Annotated in this window: 15 protein-coding genes; 5 read left to right on the top strand and 10 right to left on the bottom strand. The window is 42.7% G+C overall.

The annotated features are described in order from the left end of the window. The 4 genes from V7K61_RS27710 to V7K61_RS27695 form a co-directional block, all read right to left on the bottom strand. Window positions 1-2,315: tetratricopeptide repeat protein (locus V7K61_RS27710; protein WP_335058444.1), on the bottom strand; the 2,315-nt coding region annotated here is incomplete at its 3' end. A 655-nt stretch (window positions 2,316-2,970) separates the two neighbouring features. After that, window positions 2,971-3,444, bottom strand: coding sequence for a hypothetical protein (locus V7K61_RS27705; protein ID WP_335058442.1), 474 nt, complete (start codon window positions 3,442-3,444; stop codon window positions 2,971-2,973). Between the two features lie 396 nt (window positions 3,445-3,840). After that, window positions 3,841-4,011, bottom strand: a complete 171-nt coding sequence (locus V7K61_RS27700) for a type II toxin-antitoxin system RelE/ParE family toxin (protein ID WP_335058440.1) — start codon at window positions 4,009-4,011, stop codon at window positions 3,841-3,843. A 2-nt stretch (window positions 4,012-4,013) separates the two neighbouring features. Then, entirely contained in the window at window positions 4,014-4,274 is a 261-nt protein-coding gene (locus tag V7K61_RS27695) for a ribbon-helix-helix domain-containing protein (RefSeq protein WP_335058438.1), read from the bottom strand. A 113-nt stretch (window positions 4,275-4,387) separates the two neighbouring features. Here V7K61_RS27695 and tumA point away from each other — a divergent pair, with 113 nt between their 5' ends. Together tumA and tumE are read left to right on the top strand one after the other, a co-directional pair. Beyond that, entirely contained in the window at window positions 4,388-4,618 is a 231-nt protein-coding gene (gene tumA, locus V7K61_RS27690; RefSeq protein ID WP_289796820.1) for an antitoxin TumA, read from the top strand. Beyond that, window positions 4,608-4,991: a toxin TumE gene (gene tumE / locus V7K61_RS27685; protein WP_335058435.1), complete on the top strand. Its 384-nt coding sequence runs from the start codon at window positions 4,608-4,610 to the stop codon at window positions 4,989-4,991. Before tumA ends, tumE begins: the two co-directional genes overlap by 11 nt. A gap of 74 nt (window positions 4,992-5,065) precedes the next feature. Here tumE and V7K61_RS27680 read toward each other — a convergent pair whose 3' ends face one another. Beyond that, complete coding sequence (locus tag V7K61_RS27680; protein WP_335058432.1) at window positions 5,066-6,373, bottom strand: Rid family detoxifying hydrolase; 1,308 nt, start codon at window positions 6,371-6,373, stop codon at window positions 5,066-5,068. A gap of 110 nt (window positions 6,374-6,483) precedes the next feature. Next, entirely contained in the window at window positions 6,484-6,915 is a 432-nt protein-coding gene (locus V7K61_RS27675; RefSeq protein ID WP_335058430.1) for an NUDIX hydrolase, read from the bottom strand. A gap of 213 nt (window positions 6,916-7,128) precedes the next feature. Here V7K61_RS27675 and malQ point away from each other — a divergent pair, with 213 nt between their 5' ends. Next, complete coding sequence (gene malQ / locus V7K61_RS27670; protein WP_335058428.1) at window positions 7,129-8,637, top strand: 4-alpha-glucanotransferase; 1,509 nt, start codon at window positions 7,129-7,131, stop codon at window positions 8,635-8,637. Between the two features lie 227 nt (window positions 8,638-8,864). Here the strand turns inward: malQ and V7K61_RS27665 are convergent, their stop codons facing one another. Both V7K61_RS27665 and V7K61_RS27660 read right to left on the bottom strand, forming a co-directional pair. Then, window positions 8,865-9,677: a helix-turn-helix domain-containing protein gene (locus V7K61_RS27665; RefSeq protein WP_335058426.1), complete on the bottom strand. Its 813-nt coding sequence runs from the start codon at window positions 9,675-9,677 to the stop codon at window positions 8,865-8,867. A 29-nt stretch (window positions 9,678-9,706) separates the two neighbouring features. After that, window positions 9,707-10,465: a pseudouridine synthase gene (locus tag V7K61_RS27660; RefSeq protein ID WP_335058423.1), complete on the bottom strand. Its 759-nt coding sequence runs from the start codon at window positions 10,463-10,465 to the stop codon at window positions 9,707-9,709. Between the two features lie 134 nt (window positions 10,466-10,599). Here V7K61_RS27660 and V7K61_RS27655 point away from each other — a divergent pair, with 134 nt between their 5' ends. Beyond that, window positions 10,600-11,313 (top strand): LmeA family phospholipid-binding protein, encoded by a 714-nt coding sequence (locus V7K61_RS27655; protein ID WP_335058421.1) that lies wholly within the window; start codon window positions 10,600-10,602, stop codon window positions 11,311-11,313. A 538-nt stretch (window positions 11,314-11,851) separates the two neighbouring features. On the opposite strand, the gene V7K61_RS27650 is transcribed toward V7K61_RS27655, so the two are convergent. Both V7K61_RS27650 and cbiT read right to left on the bottom strand, forming a co-directional pair. Next, window positions 11,852-12,733, bottom strand: a complete 882-nt coding sequence (locus tag V7K61_RS27650) for a phosphatidate cytidylyltransferase (protein WP_335058419.1) — start codon at window positions 12,731-12,733, stop codon at window positions 11,852-11,854. 173 nt (window positions 12,734-12,906) lie between these two features. Next, window positions 12,907-13,509, bottom strand: coding sequence for a precorrin-6Y C5,15-methyltransferase subunit CbiT (cbiT, locus tag V7K61_RS27645; RefSeq protein ID WP_289796809.1), 603 nt, complete (start codon window positions 13,507-13,509; stop codon window positions 12,907-12,909). A gap of 93 nt (window positions 13,510-13,602) precedes the next feature. Between cbiT and V7K61_RS27640 the strand changes: the two genes are divergently transcribed. After that, window positions 13,603-15,003, top strand: a complete 1,401-nt coding sequence (locus V7K61_RS27640; protein ID WP_335058417.1) for a serine/threonine protein kinase — start codon at window positions 13,603-13,605, stop codon at window positions 15,001-15,003. The last annotated feature ends 255 nt before the right edge of the window (window positions 15,004-15,258 follow it).

Here is a 15,258-nt window from a genome sequence, read left to right as displayed (position 1 = left end):
TCAAAATCTTCTAGGGCTTCTGGGTAACGCTCCATTGATTGGTAAGTTTGACCGCGATTTGCGATCGCCCAGTCATATTTGGGGTTAAGTTCAATAGCGCGGTCAAAGTCTTCTAGGGCTTCTGGGTAACGCTTCATTGATTGGTAAGTTTGACCGCGACTTGCGATCGCCGAGTCATATTTGGGGTTAAGTTCAATGACACGGTTAAAATCTTCTAGTGCTTCTGAGTAACGCTTCATTGATTGGTAAGTTTGACCGCGAAGTGCTGTTAACGCCGAGTAATATTTGGGGTTAAGTTCAATGGCGCGGTCAAAATCTTTTAGGGCTTCTGGGTAAAGCTTCATTGAGAAGTAAGTTATACCGCGGCTTGCGATCGCCCAGTCAAGCTTGGGGTTAAGTTCAATAGCGCGATCAAAGTCTTCTAGGGCTTCTGGGTAACGCTCCATTGATTGGTAAGTTTGACCGCGACTTGTGATCGCCCAGTCATCTTTGGGGTCAAGTTCAATGGCACGGTCAAAGTCTTCTAGGGCTTCTGGGTAACGCTCCATTGAGCGGTAAGTTTCACCGCGACGTGCGATCGCCCAGTCATATTTGGGGTCAAGTTTAATAGCACAGTCAAAGTCTTGTAGTGCTTCTGGGTAACGCTCCATTAAGCGGTAAGTTTGACCGCGCCAACCTAAAGCAATTGGTTGCCATTTAAGCTCAATCCCAGAATTCTGTAAGACTGCGGTAAACATTTCCAACGTAATTTGATAAACGTCCTCTTCATAAGCTTTTAACCCATTTACTAGTTGCTCACCCCAACGCTGAACTTCAGAGGAATCGACATCTTTACCAGCCTGAAGCATGGTTTCTGCATATTGTTGGGCAAATTTGCGTTGATTTTTGAGAGCAGCAAGAAATTCATTGAGAGCTACAGATAAATTCCTTTGCGGTGACTGACATAAGTTGTGATACAACACGTTTAATGTGTGACTTTGCCAGCTAGGATCGCGCTGTTTATTCTCTTCCTCCAATTGCAGATCGTTCCGCAGGTTGCCATAATATTCTGCCAACTTACCATGTATGTCAGCCCAACCTTGCGGTGATGAAAGGCGCTTGTGGCGTAACATTTGGGTTTTGACAACATCATGATAGGCCCAGCCATCGGTACGCTCGTTAACAAAAGATGTTTCTTTCAGCCAAGTAAACAGTTCATCAGCTTCTTCTTCTCCTCTCAACTTAGCTATAACATCTCGATTCAAGCACCGAGGAATGGCAGCATCAAGCGCCACTTGTCGCCGTTTGGGATCGTCAATCCATTTTAAAAAGCGTTCTACAGCACTGCTGCTAGGCTCAATTACCTGGTTGGGGTCATTGGGATGAGTATCTGCTAGCATTCCTACTAGCAGGGGTAAGTTTCCAGAAAGGTGTAAAATCACTTCAACAACGCGACTGTCCGTAATGCCTTTCCGAGTTAGATATTGTTGGGCTTCTTCTTCTGTAAACTGTTCCAGAGGGAAACGAACTATTAACCCCTCATAAGGTGCCCAATGATTTTTATCTAATTCATCCCGACCGGCAATCGTTATCAATATATTGAGAGATACTTCACCGTGGCGACCCTCTAGAATTTCCCGTAGCCAGTTATCTAGAAATTCTCCGGTGCGTTCATAGGTATCAAAAAACAAAACAACAGCAATTTTCTCAGCAATTTTAAAAATATCTTGCAAAAATAGCGGAGTCAGCACTTCTTCAGGTTCTTGAACTAAACGCACCTCATCTTTATTTGTAATTTTTTTAGCAACATAAGATGCCCATTCTCCGGCTTGGGTAGCAAAAGCATCCTCATCTACAAAGTCAAATACAGCACCGCCAACGGGAACTCGACGCGCTAAACGCACACCAGTTTTTACCATAGTTTTCCCGACAAAAGCGGAAAAGCCTTGAGGAGCTTCTGGATCGGTTTCTAATTCTTGGCGCTTTTGACGGTAAACTTTGTAGCGTTCTGTAAACTGCGTTAGTTTATGACCTTGCCGTTCTAACTCATCAGCTAGACGACCCATAACTTCTGGTATAGTTTTTTCAGCTTCGTCGATGTAAGCCGAGATAATTTTTGCTTCATCAGCAATTTTACGAAACTGCCGTAACAGAGTACTTTTACCAACTCCGCCTTGACCCCAAACGTTATACAGAAAACGACGGCGATCGTCTGTTGGGGGTAATGTTAGATTTTGACGAAATTGGTTTACTTGGTCTTCACGACCCACAAAACCTGATTGTTGGCGCTGCTTAAGAATATCTTGTAGACTCTTGGGCTTGTTTTGCGGGTTCATTACAAGATTCAATTTAGAGATGCGAATGCTTACAGAATAACTACTAAATATACAAGGTGTATTTCGGAATTTACTAAACTTTTTCTGGGTAATTTTTATGCGTTGACCTTCTGAGGCTCGACGTTGACCTTCTGAGGCTCGACGTTGACCTTCTGAGGCTCGACGTTGACCTTCTGAGGCTCAACTTTGACCTTCTGAGGCTCGACGTTGACCTTCTGAGGCTCAACTTTGACCTTCTGAGGCTCGACTTTGACCTTCTGAGGCTCAACTTTGACCTTCTGAGGCTCGACGTTGACCTTCTGAGGCTCGACGTTGACCTTCTGAGGCTCGACGTTGACCCCACCCTAACCCTCCCCTTGTAAAGGGGAGGGAACTAGATTCCTGTTTCCCCCCTTTCCAAGGGGGGATTAAGGGGGGTAATTCGACTTGTGTATACACCCTAGCGTTGTAGGGGAGAGGTTTGGAGAGAGGTCAAAGTGTATTTTAGATAAACAAGATGCGCTATAAAAATCGTAACTATACAAACAAAACCTCCCTCCGCAAGTTTAAAAAATCTTTGGATATAAAACGCGAAAAGGGCATAACATTGTTATGCCCCGACAAATGACGTGTATTTTACCAAGTTGACAACTGGTATAATTGCCTATTACAAGCTTTAGCTAACTGGAACTTCAGATTGCTTTTTCTTAGAACGGCGGTTAAACCTGCGTCCCATCTCATCAATTACTGCATCTAAACCTGCGACATCACCGCTAGCTTTGGCATAGCTATAAACTGCCAATGCTGATGCATACGCTTCACTAGCAGCAGCTATACAGGTATCATCCACCAATTCTTGCAGTTGGGTTAGAGACAACAACACCGGATACAAGTCCTCATATATTTCCAAGTCCCGGCGCATTTCTTCTAAATCAAAGTAACGAGGCAAAAAGTTAGGGTTTTGTGTTGCCACTTGTAAGGCTTTACTGACAAAAGCCCGACTTTTATCTCCCATCTTCAGCATTGTTCGCCGATCTTCAGGGGTCAAATCAACCAAAAACGGTAACTTTTCTCTAATTGTAGCGATCGCCTGCATGACCGCTTCTTTGTCTGCTGGGGCTAAACTGGCACTGATACGATTTTCTGCCATTTTTAATACTCCTTTAGGGTACTTAATTTCAGTATTCCCAAAGTTGTAAAGGCGATCGCGTGTGTTAAGAGGTAATTAACAAAATTTTGTCTGCATTTTATAGCAAGCCAAAGAACATCTTTATATCTTTTTGTTCCAGTTAACAAAATTTATGGCTTTACTCTTCATCTGACTCTGCAAATAAAGATTCTAAATCTTGACGAGCGCTAACAACGCGCAAAATTTTAACCCCATCATCAATCACTTGGTACAGAATGACATATCCATCTAACGGTAAGCCACGTAATGAAGGTTTAATATGAGCATATAGCGGTTCTCGGTTAAGTGAGGTACAAGAACCCCACCCCCAACCCCCTCCCCGCAAGCGAGGAGGGGGCTAAGATGTACCTTGTATGATTAGGAAACGCTATAACTGCGTCCCATATTTGGAAACGCCGCTAAATTTTGACATTTATTGTTAAACTCTCTAAATAGTTTTTCTCCTGCTTCCAGGTTTCGGATTAAAAAGTAATCAGAAATTTCATTTAAGTCGCGACTAGCAGATAGTGAAATGACATAGCGGCTCATTATTAAGCCTCACGTGCCTTTTGGAATTTTTCTAGTATCTGCATCACTACAGTTTCGCCATCCAAAACTTCCCCTCGTTCAACTTCAGCAATTGCGACATCAACTTTTTGCCGGGTTTCTTCCACCCATTGGACATACTCAGAATTTAATTTTTCTAGCAGATGAAATGCTACATCAATTACTTCATCTGTATTTGTAAATTTGCCGCTAGCAATTTGGGCTTGGATAAATTGTTCATGTTCAGGTTTCAATTCAATGTTCATGATTTATCTCTTTGAAAGTTGACACGAATGGGCAGTGCCGTGCCCCTACGGTTGTACCTCACATAAATGATAACTGCTATAGTATAAACTAATGAAACTGAATCAAGAAATCAATGCGTAAACAAATTATCGAATATACATCTCCATTAGATGCACTGATTGCCCTTACTAAACAGTTAAATACTTATGAAATAAAGTACCAAATGAATTCAGAAGAATTTTTTGCCAAATATAACCAAGGCGAAACTTCTGACGAGGAAGTGTTTGTCGAATGGGCAGCAAACTACCAACATTATCTAGCTCTACACCAAGATATAAAGAGCAAACTCAGAGATGTCGCGTAAAGTTATTCAAGCCTATTTAGATGAAATTGAGCAACTTTTACTCAACTGCTCTAACACATACGTTGAGGAATATAGTGCAATAATTTTAACGACAGAGAGAGCTAATCTCCGCATTAGGATACGTTTCGCTCTTAAATATTTACTGGCAGTCAGTGAAGCCTTTGTTATTGTAGATAATCAAATTACATATATCGATTACCGCTATCACTTTCAAGATGAGCAAAATAGTCTGATTTTTCGTTATGACAGTACACCACACTTTCCTAACTTGCCTAGCTTCCCGCACCACAAACATCTTTTAAACGACGTAATTGCTTGCGAAAAACCACATATAGCCCATGTACTACAAGAAGTGATGGAGTTTTTAGAGTAAGAATATGAAATTTGCATTGCAAAACAGAACCATTAAATGGAACCGTTAAGATTTTGCTTATTGTTCTATTTCTCCTAACCGCTAATTACAGCGATCGCATCAATTTCTACCAACACATCTTTAGGTAAGCGCGATACCTGCACACAAGCCCGCGCTGGGGCTGTATCTTCCGGGAAATATTTAGCATATACGGCATTCACCGCCGCGAAATCGTTCATATCAGCTAGAAATACAGTGGTTTTTACCACATCCTGGAAAGTCGCCCCGGCTGCGGTGAGGATGGCTTCAAGGTTAGCTAATACCTGCTCAGTTTGTTTTTTGACATCATCAGTGTAGACGACATCACCAAGACGGGGATCAATGGCAATTTGTCCAGCGATGAATACAAATTGACCTGAAGCTGCGATCGCTTGATTATAAGCGCCCACTGGTGCGGGTGCGTTATCAGTATTAATTACTTTACGAGTCATAGATATTACTTTCTCTAACGATGTTTCCTGTTTACCGATTTCCGCTTCAGCTGCGATCGGTTTGTAGACTTCTCCATCTGGCATTATCGCACCAGTTAGGTCTGCATCTTTAAAGCTCATGCCGTAAGTTATTGCACCAGTCAAATCTGCTCTTTTCAAGTTTGCTCCATCCAAATTTGCCTTGGTTAAATTCGCCCGTCGCAAGTTGGCTCTTTCTAAATTTGCTCCTTCGAGTAATGCTTTCGTAAGGTTTGTACTTTGAAAAGATGCAGATGTAAAATCTACATCAGCCAAATTCATACCTGATAGATCAACTCCGTTAAGATTCGCTCTATGAAGTCTGGCTCCTTGAAGGTTGGCACTTTTCAATGTTGCCTCAGTTAAGTTTGCTAGAGTTAAGTCAGATCCAGTTAAGTACGCCTCACGCAAATCCGCTTTAGTTAGATTAACTTTACTGAGATTACTTTCAGCTAAAGAAGCCGCAGTCAGATCCACACTACTAAGATTTGCTCCACTTAAATTTGCTGTATCTAGGTTTGCATTGATTAATTTTGCAATACTTAGGTCTACAGCTGTTAGGTTTGCCTGTTCTAAGTTTGCATGATTGAAATTTGCACTATTCAGAGTTGATCGACTTAAGTCAGCGCGATTAAAGTCTGTCCAAGCAAAAATTGCTGAAGAAGCACTTACCGAATTTAACTTTGCATCTGCTAGAGATGCGTTAGTGAGATTTGTACTATTAAGCTTTGCTTTGGTTAGATTTGCCCCACTTAAATCAACTCCAGTCAAATTTGCACTAGTTAGGTCTATCTCACTGAGGTCTGCACCTTTGAGATTTTCTTGACTTAAATTTACTGAATGAAATTTCCGTTCTCCTGCGGCGTATCTTTCCAAAAGTTCTTCAGCATCCATAATGCACCTTTAAATACCACTGACACAGTATAATCACAAAAACTTTGTGTCACAGGTATTCCTCTCTTTTCTTCCTTCGTGCCCTTTGTGTCCTTTGCGGTTCGTCCCTCTTACCCCAACCTCGGACGTATCCCATAATGCCGATATCGCCAATAATCGCGCAAAATGCGATCGTGGTCAAAACATAAATTACCAGGCACACACCAATACTCAAAAATGCCTACACTCTTAGCATCATCACCAGCCTTTGGTTCACCCGTAGCTGTCGCCAAAAACACAATACTAATCGTATGCTGACGTGGATCGCGATTTGGGTCAGAATATACCAGTAATTGTTCAACCAACTCCACCTGTAAACCAGTCTCTTCCTCAGCTTCTCGCCGCGCCGCCACTTCCACCGCTTCGCCATAATCTACAAAACCACCAGGAATAGCCCAACCTAAAGGTAGATTATGTCTTTCAATTAACACTATTGGCCGATGAGGTCGATCTACTAGTTCAATGATGATATCAACTGTTGGTGTAGGATTTCGGTAAGTCATAGTTATTTAGTCATTGGTCATTAGTCATTGGTCATTGGTCATTAGTCATTGGTCATTGGTTATTCACAAAGGACAAATGACAAATGACAAATGACTTTACCCTGCAAATACTGTTCCGTGATAAATTCGATGCGTTGGCTTTGCCACTGCCCCTTGGGCGATCGCATCCTGTCTCTATCAGATAATTGCTCCCTCTCATAATTCAGGTTATTTATGCCTTTTCCTAGATCCAGTGGCATTTTGCTGCATCCTACCTCCTTTCCCAGTCGATTTGGCATTGGGGATTTAGGCTTAGAAGCCTATCGCTTCATTGATTTTCTTAAAGAGAGCCATCAACAATATTGGCAAGTGTTACCACTGGGCCCCACTGGATACGGGAATTCTCCGTATATGTGCTACTCGGCAATGGCAGGAAATCCTCTGTTAATTAGCCCAGAAAAACTCTTAGAAGAAGGTTTACTATCTGAAGAAGACTTTGCTAATTTACCAGGATTTCCGGTAGAAAAGGTAGATTTCGACCGGGTTGTGCCGATTAAGATTGGGCTACTCAAAAAAGCCTGTGACAACTTTAGAACCAATGCTACGCCTATCCAGCAAAAAGAGTTTGCAGGTTTTTGCGACAGTAAAGCCTATTGGCTGGATAATTACGCCTTATTTATGGCGCTGAAAGATGACAACGACAATGCAAACTGGCACGCATGGAAACCAGAATTTGTCAAGCGCGATCCCCAAGCATTGGAGCAAGTACAGCATCGGCTCAACGGAGAGATTTATTATTACAAGTTCGTCCAATTTGAGTTTTTCCGGCAATGGTCTGACCTCAAAAGCTACGCTAATATGCGCGGCATTGACATTATTGGCGATATCCCCATCTACGTAGCTCATGATAGTGCCGACGTGTGGGCGCATCCCGACATCTTTTGCTTAGATCCAGAAACGGGACAAGCAGCACAAATGGCAGGAGTTCCACCCGATTACTTCAGCGCCACCGGTCAATTGTGGGGAAACCCGGTTTATAACTGGGAGGAATTGCAAAAACAAGATTTTAAATGGTGGGTACAACGCTTTGAGGCAATGCTGGATTATGTAGATATAATTCGCATTGACCACTTCCGAGGCTTTGAGGCTTATTGGTCTGTGCCTCAAGGTGAAGAAACTGCCATGAATGGTAAATGGGTGGAAGCGCCTGGAGATGCTTTTTTTGCAGCGATTAGGGAGAAGTTGGGCAAGCTACCTGTCTTAGCAGAAGATTTGGGAGTAATTACACCAGAGGTAGAAGCGCTCCGAGACAAGTATGAATTTCCTGGGATGAAGGTTTTGCAGTTTGCCTTTGGTTCCGATCCCGCTAATCCATTCTTACCATTCAATTACCCGCGAAATGCTGTAGTTTATACCGGCACTCACGATAATGACACAACTGTAGGCTGGTTCAATTCAGCTAATGACAACGAAAAGCATAACTTATGGCTTTATTTAGGTTGTATTAGTCCTGAAGGCATCCAATGGGATTTAATTCGCCTAGCTTTGAGTTCTATAGCCAACCAAGCGATTATTCCCTTGCAAGATGTTTTGGGATTAGGAAATGAAGCGCGGATGAATTTTCCTAGTGTTGCTGAGGGGAACTGGGAGTGGCGCTATCAAGCAGGAGCGGTAACAGACGAATTGCGCGATCGCTTGAAAGTTCTTACCAGACTCAATGGACGCGCCCCGGAAGCACAATAAGGTAGTTCTTGAGCAGGGAAGCAGGGGGAGATGGGTAAAAGAAGGCAGACAAGGAAGACAAGGGAGAGGGAAGAGTAAATCCTTCCTTTTCCTCCTTTTCTCCTTGTCCCCCTTATCCTTCTCATCTCCCACAGTCTTTTTGTTCTCTATGAGACGCTGCGCCTAGCTTGCTTCTCTGTAAGAGTACAATTTTGAATTTTGAATTTTGAATTGATTTCTCCTTCATCTCAAAACTTAGGCTTGGCAGCAATCCTAACTTCTTCCTCTTTCCCTGGTTCTCCCATTTCCTTAGCTTTCTCTTGATTGACGCTCACCAACACACCGCCAGCATTATCAGTTTTCACTGTCAGTTGCTCTTGGGCTTTCCAAACTCGGTGAGTTCCCTCTGGCAGGATACCCTCAAACTCGGTTTTGCCATCGGCTACTATACGAATCCAAGATGAGGCTTTTAAAGTCACACCAACCTGGACAACCTGTCCCTTTTGGACACCGCTCAAGGTATCGCTGACAGGTTGTGCCTGTGTTGACTCTTTTAGTTGAGCTAGTTCTGGTTTAACAACAGACTTTTGTTTTGGATATTGCTGGTTTGGGCTATTACCTGCTTGTAGTAATGCGTTATTTAATAACTGAGATAACCCATTTACGGAGCATACTATTAGGAATATGTAAAGAAAGTAAAGATGAATCGGACGTAGTTGAGCCAGGGGTGAAGTATTCCCCCTACTTAGAGGGCTAACTTGTGCAGAACTAATCGGAAAAGTGCCAGAAAATTCTACTCCATTCAAGCCTAGTGCATCGGCAAATTGCCTGATCAACCCCTGAATATAGACTGGTTCTGGTAGATCGTTTAAATTACCTTCTTCGATCGCCTGCAATAATCTTCGGGGAATCCGAGTCAATGCAACCACTTGGTCTAGAGATAAACCCTGTTCCTGACGCAATGCCCAAAGTTGAGCGCCTAACTCTGCCAACTTTTCGGCTCGTTGTTCCTCTAATGAAAGTGATGGCTGGTGCTTATTCTTCTTTCTTAGCCATTTCATGCCTACTGACACTCCTTAACTCCACTGAATCAATAATTAGGTTGCGTTATCTGATCTTGCAAAAAGTGAATCTCACGATCTTTGAGGGAACGATATTTACCCTCTGACAAAAAGGGTTGGTTTGGAGTTTGTAATTGAATTGGGCCGATAGCAGTCCGATGCAGTTTGATTACTGGGTATCCCAACTGTTGAGCTATACGGCGAATTTGGCGATTTCTTCCCTCCTGCAATACTATTTCTAAAACGCTTTCCTCGGTACGACGTTCGATTAGGCGTACCTTAGCGGCCCTGGTTTTTCTACCCTCCAACATCACACCTTGACGCCACATCTGTAGTACTGTTTCTGGAGGATGTCCTTTGACCAAAACATGATATGTCTTGGAAATACTGTGACGTGGATGGGTTAGTCCAAATGTCAGTTCTCCGTCATTAGTCAGGATTAATGCTCCTGTAGAGTCTGCATCTAGACGGCCAACTGGGTGAATACCTGAACCCTCCCGTAATTCTTTCGGTAGTAGATCCAGGACTGTTGTTCTGCGATGAGGGTCGTAGCAAGTAGAAACCACTCCCGCTGGTTTGTGCAGCAATAGATATATTAAAGCCGGACGCTGCTTTTCGGATACAGGCTTACCATCAATTGCGATCGCATCTTTTTCGGGATCGACTTTTTGACCTAAATGTGCCAATACCCCATTAATCCGCACCCGTGAGTGCCTAATCATTTCTTCGGCTTCACGACGTGAGGCGATACCCCATTGAGCAAGAATTTTTTGTAACCGTACCTCCATGTGGAAATTGCTTATTTACTGTTATCAATTAAATGATATTTGCATTTTGTAGCGAGTAGGCATAAATGTTACATTTAAAGCTTATTTAATTTCGGTTCGGTTGTAGAGCAAATACTCCTAAATAGATTGGTTAAATGCCAGAGCAAAATCCCCAAACAACAAGTGGAAATAAAATCCGCATAATTACGCAGGTACTCACAACAGCAGTCAAGCTCTGGTTGAGATCGCAGGTCAGCCAAATATCGGAATTAGAAGTGGAGATTAAAGCTAGCGATCGCCAACTTTTCTCTGGACGCATTCCTTCGGTATCTGTTTTTGCTACTCATGCAGTTTATCAAGGTCTCCTAATTACACAAATTCAATTAATAGCAGAAAATATTCGGGTAAATATCGGTTCCGTACTCAAGGGTAAATCTCTGCGACTGTTAGAAACAGTACCAGTGGTTGGCGATTTGATCGTGGACGAGAAGGATCTGAATGCTTCTCTCTCATCAGACTTATTATCGACTGCTTTGAGCGATCTATTGGTTAAGGTTTTACCAAAAGATTATCCCCAGTCACAACCAATCAAGTGGCAAGAAATTCTCCTTGGGAACAACCAAATTATACTGCGAGGTTTGAAAGTAACCAATAGCGAAACAACGCCTTTAGAGATTTGTCTAGGCTTACAATTACTCAGTGGGCATGAGTTGCAACTGGTACATATCCCAATCAAACCAGACCAAGGAGATATATTAAAAGACAATTATGAGTACAATCTGGATCTTGGCTCAGATGTTGATATCGAAGCATTAACGCTGATCCCAGGCCAGCTAGTGTGTCGTGGTCGGATTAACGTTAACCCTTGATGATTATGAAATTAAAAAATGCTAATACATTATTTTAAAATACTCCAAGTAAAAAAATGCCCAATTGTCATTGCGAGTGAAGCGTTCGCGGAGCGTCTCGAAGAGAAGCAATCGCAATGACTGGGATTGCTTCGCTTCGTACCCAACTCTTGGAGAGGCTGCGCCAACGGGAACGCCAAGGGCGAACGCAATGACGGGTTTTGGATCATTTATTTTTTGGAACACTCTTAAATGATATTGCGGCTCTCAGGGGATGAGAGAGCAGGCGGACAATCCCCGGCTTCGTTGCGATCGCGCCTGGGAATAGAATTCCAAGTTATTGCTTCCAAGTTATTGCATTGAAGGAAGAATAAACAGAATTCTGCACTTCGTTGCTATCCCGCCTGGGAATAGAATTCCAAGGCTAATAGCTTAAGTCCTCTTCAGAGGACTTAACAAGAATTTTAGTCCACTTAAATGGACTTAAGCTATTAGCCCGGAACTTAAGTTCCGGGCGGGATATGCGTCAGTGCAATACTCTAACTGTTACTGAAAACCGCTATAGTAGCGGCAACAGCAATGTCACAAAATAATATACCAACGGAGCAGTGAAAATATAACTATCAGTACGGTCTAAAATACCACCGTGTCCAGGGATTAACTGCCCAGAATCTTTAACTCCAGCATCTCGCTTGAGCATAGACTCGGTAAGATCCCCCAAAAGGCTAGCAATGCCAATCAGCAAACCCAATGCCAAACCAGTGAAGGGGGATTCAGGCAAGTGAAGATAATAGGCTCCTGCTATGGCTACGGCAACACTTGAAGTAATGCCAAAGACAGCACCTTCGACAGTTTTTTTCGGGCTAATGTCAGACAAACGGGTTTTCCCAAAGAATTTGCCAATGGTGTAAGCACCGATATCGGCTGCCCAAATACATAAAAAAGTCAGTAGTGTGGCTGTAAAACCTTGTGCTAAAGAAGCGGAATTTGCTTTTTCCCAGAAATCTGTCCAGGTTGTGGGCCAGTAACCTCCAAAAGGGAGATTGCTAAAAGCGGCACTATCAATTGCTCGTAACCGCACCCAGTAGCTTGGTAAATAACCGACGTAAAATAGCCCCATAATAGAAGCAGAAACATCAGCGATCGTGGCAAATTTGGGTTGAAACAGCAAGTAAAAACAAATAAGTGTGCCAGCTATTGGCATCACAGCGTCAGCTAAACTGCCATCAATGGTACAAATCACCAGCAAGACTTGGCTGACACCCATAGTGGTTTTAGCGGCGGGAGCGATGCCTCTGGCTCGCACCAAATTAAAATATTCCTGTTGACCCAAAAAGATGATGACCGCAAAGATGATGGTAAAGTACCAACCCCCCAAAAGGGTTGCGGAAAGAGCAAGAGCGATCGCAACAATTCCACTTATAATCCGAGACCAAGGCATAGAAGTATTTTGGATTTTGGATTTTGGATTTTGGATTAGAGATTAGGTATTCGAGATTAGGGATTGGTAATTGTGGCTTGGTTTCTGATGACATATCACCTAAATCCCCAATCTAAAATCTAAAATCGTTCGACTGAGCGTAGCCGAAGTCTAAAATCTAAAATCTTTTTGATTTAGTCTAGTTTCTCACCACTGAGGATAAAAATGGGATCGACGGCGGTAAAGGTTTGAGAAAAGCCGCGTGTCTCTAGGCGGTTAACCGCAGATTGTACGACTTCGATATTTCTAGCCCTTAATAGGGAAAAGCTTTGGGAAATAGCATACAGACTTTCTAGATTAGCAGCTGTGGCTACAACCCGACCGGATGGCGGCAAATAATGCCAAGCTGCTTGCAGTATTTCTTGAATGGGGCGACCTCCCTCAATACAAACACGGTGAGGGGTAATCTTGAGGTCATGTAAACACTCTGGGGCGCTGCCTTCAACAACTTCGACATTTTTCACATCAAAGCGATCGCAGTTACGCTTGATCAAATTAGCGACTTCTTCATCCCTTTCGATAGCGATAATCTGTCCACCTGGACACAATAGCCCCACCTCTACCGGAATTGTACCCGTCCCTGCACCAATATCCCACAACACGGAATCTGATTTCAGCCGCAGTTGAGAAATCAATAGCAGTCGGACTTCTCGCTGGCTCAGGGGAATTCCTGGCAAATGCTCAAATAAGTCATCGGGAATACCTGGGGTAATATAAGGCCAAAGTTGGGAGGGCATAGAATTACGCAATTATACTAAAGATATCGATTTGCCAAATTGAAAAGCTATAAGCTATAAAACTTTTCAACCGTAGCATTACAAGAAAACATAATGATTGGTGAAATATTAAGCGATCGCTACGAAGTTCAGCAGCTATTAGGAAAAAAAGCAGGGCGGCGGACGCTATTGGCTCGTGATTTGCAAACTCAGGAATTAGTTGTCATTAAATTACTCTCTTTTAGTAGTGACTTTGAGTGGGATTCGCTCAAGTTGTTTGAGCGAGAAGCCGAAACTTTAAAAAACCTAGCACATCCCTCAATTCCTAGCTATTTAAACTATTTTGAGGTATACTCACCAACCATCCAAGGATTTGCTCTAGTACAAACTTATATCCCTGCACAAACTTTAGAGCAATACTTACAAACTGGGCGGACTTTTACCGAAGCTGAAGTCAAACAGATAGCCAAAGCACTTTTAGAGATTCTCGTTTACTTACATGAACTACATCCGCCTGTAATTCACCGTGATATTAAGCCTAGCAATATTTTATTGGGCGATCGCTCTGGTAATAGTATCGGTCAAGTTTATTTGGTGGATTTTGGCTCAGTGCAAACAGTCCTGGCTACCGAAACCGGGACAAGAACTGTGGTAGGAACTTATGGTTATATGCCACCAGAGCAATTTGGCGGACGCACTGTTGCAGCATCAGACCTTTATAGTTTAGGTGCAACCTTAATTTATTTAATGACGGGTACTCACCCAGCCGATTTACCCCAAAAGGATTTTCGGATTCAGTTTGAACAAGCGGCTAATCTCAGCCCCAGCTTTAGCAATTGGTTAAAGTGGATGACTGAACCTAATCTAGAACGGCGTTTGAGTTCTGCGATCGCTTCGGTAGCAGCTTTAGAAAAACCACAACCGACATTGCCTGCTTTGGTTGTTGGCAAACCAGATGGGAGTAAGATTCAACTAACTAAAAATGGGGATTCTCTAGAAATTATCGTTCCACCATCTGGTTTTGATCCATCAATAGTATTTACAGGTTTATTTGCGATCGTCTGGAATTCATTTATCCTATTTTGGACACTTGGCGCTCTCTCGGCCCCTTTTCCTGTCAACATCCCCTTTGCCTTGTTTTCACTTCCTTTTTGGGGTGCTGGCTTTATGATGGTGTATAAATTTATCTTTCATTTTTTTGGACGCATCTGCTTACGCCTGAATCCCGAACAAATAGCCATAACGCGGGAGTTGTTTGCTTGGAAATTTTATCGTCCCCGTGCAGCGCCAAGACAAAGTATTAATAAGTTAGTTTACATTCCCAAGCATTTTACAAAAGATTCTGAAGGCACGAGAATTGCCGTTCCCGCACAATTAGATATTTGGGTAGGAGTAAAAAAATATCAACTTGGTGGTAATGATGGTGCGATTAAGTCGGAAGCGGAACTGGAATGGCTAGCTCATGAATTAAGCGATTGGTTAGGTTTGCCAATTACCAATCCAATGAGAAGTTAGTTGCGTTGATCGTTATTCAGTTGTTTGTTGGAGCGATCGCACTCCCGCATAACTAGCAACTTGGGTTATTAGCGATTATCCCAAGCTGCTTTGCCAAAAGTTTTTGAGGACAAAAACACTTATTTATATTGCAATACGGTTCAGTTAAGCATTGATTTGATTTATACCCTGTTTCTACAAAAGGTTGAGCGCTGATCAGTGGCGAACTCATCAAATTTGAGCCATCCATGTCTATATTTAATTACAGATGCCTTA

Origin of the sequence: Nostoc sp. (assembly GCF_036918015.1) — a bacterium.
Lineage (GTDB): Bacteria > Cyanobacteriota > Cyanobacteriia > Cyanobacteriales > Nostocaceae > Nostoc.
This window is presented reverse-complemented; position numbering and strand designations above follow the sequence as displayed.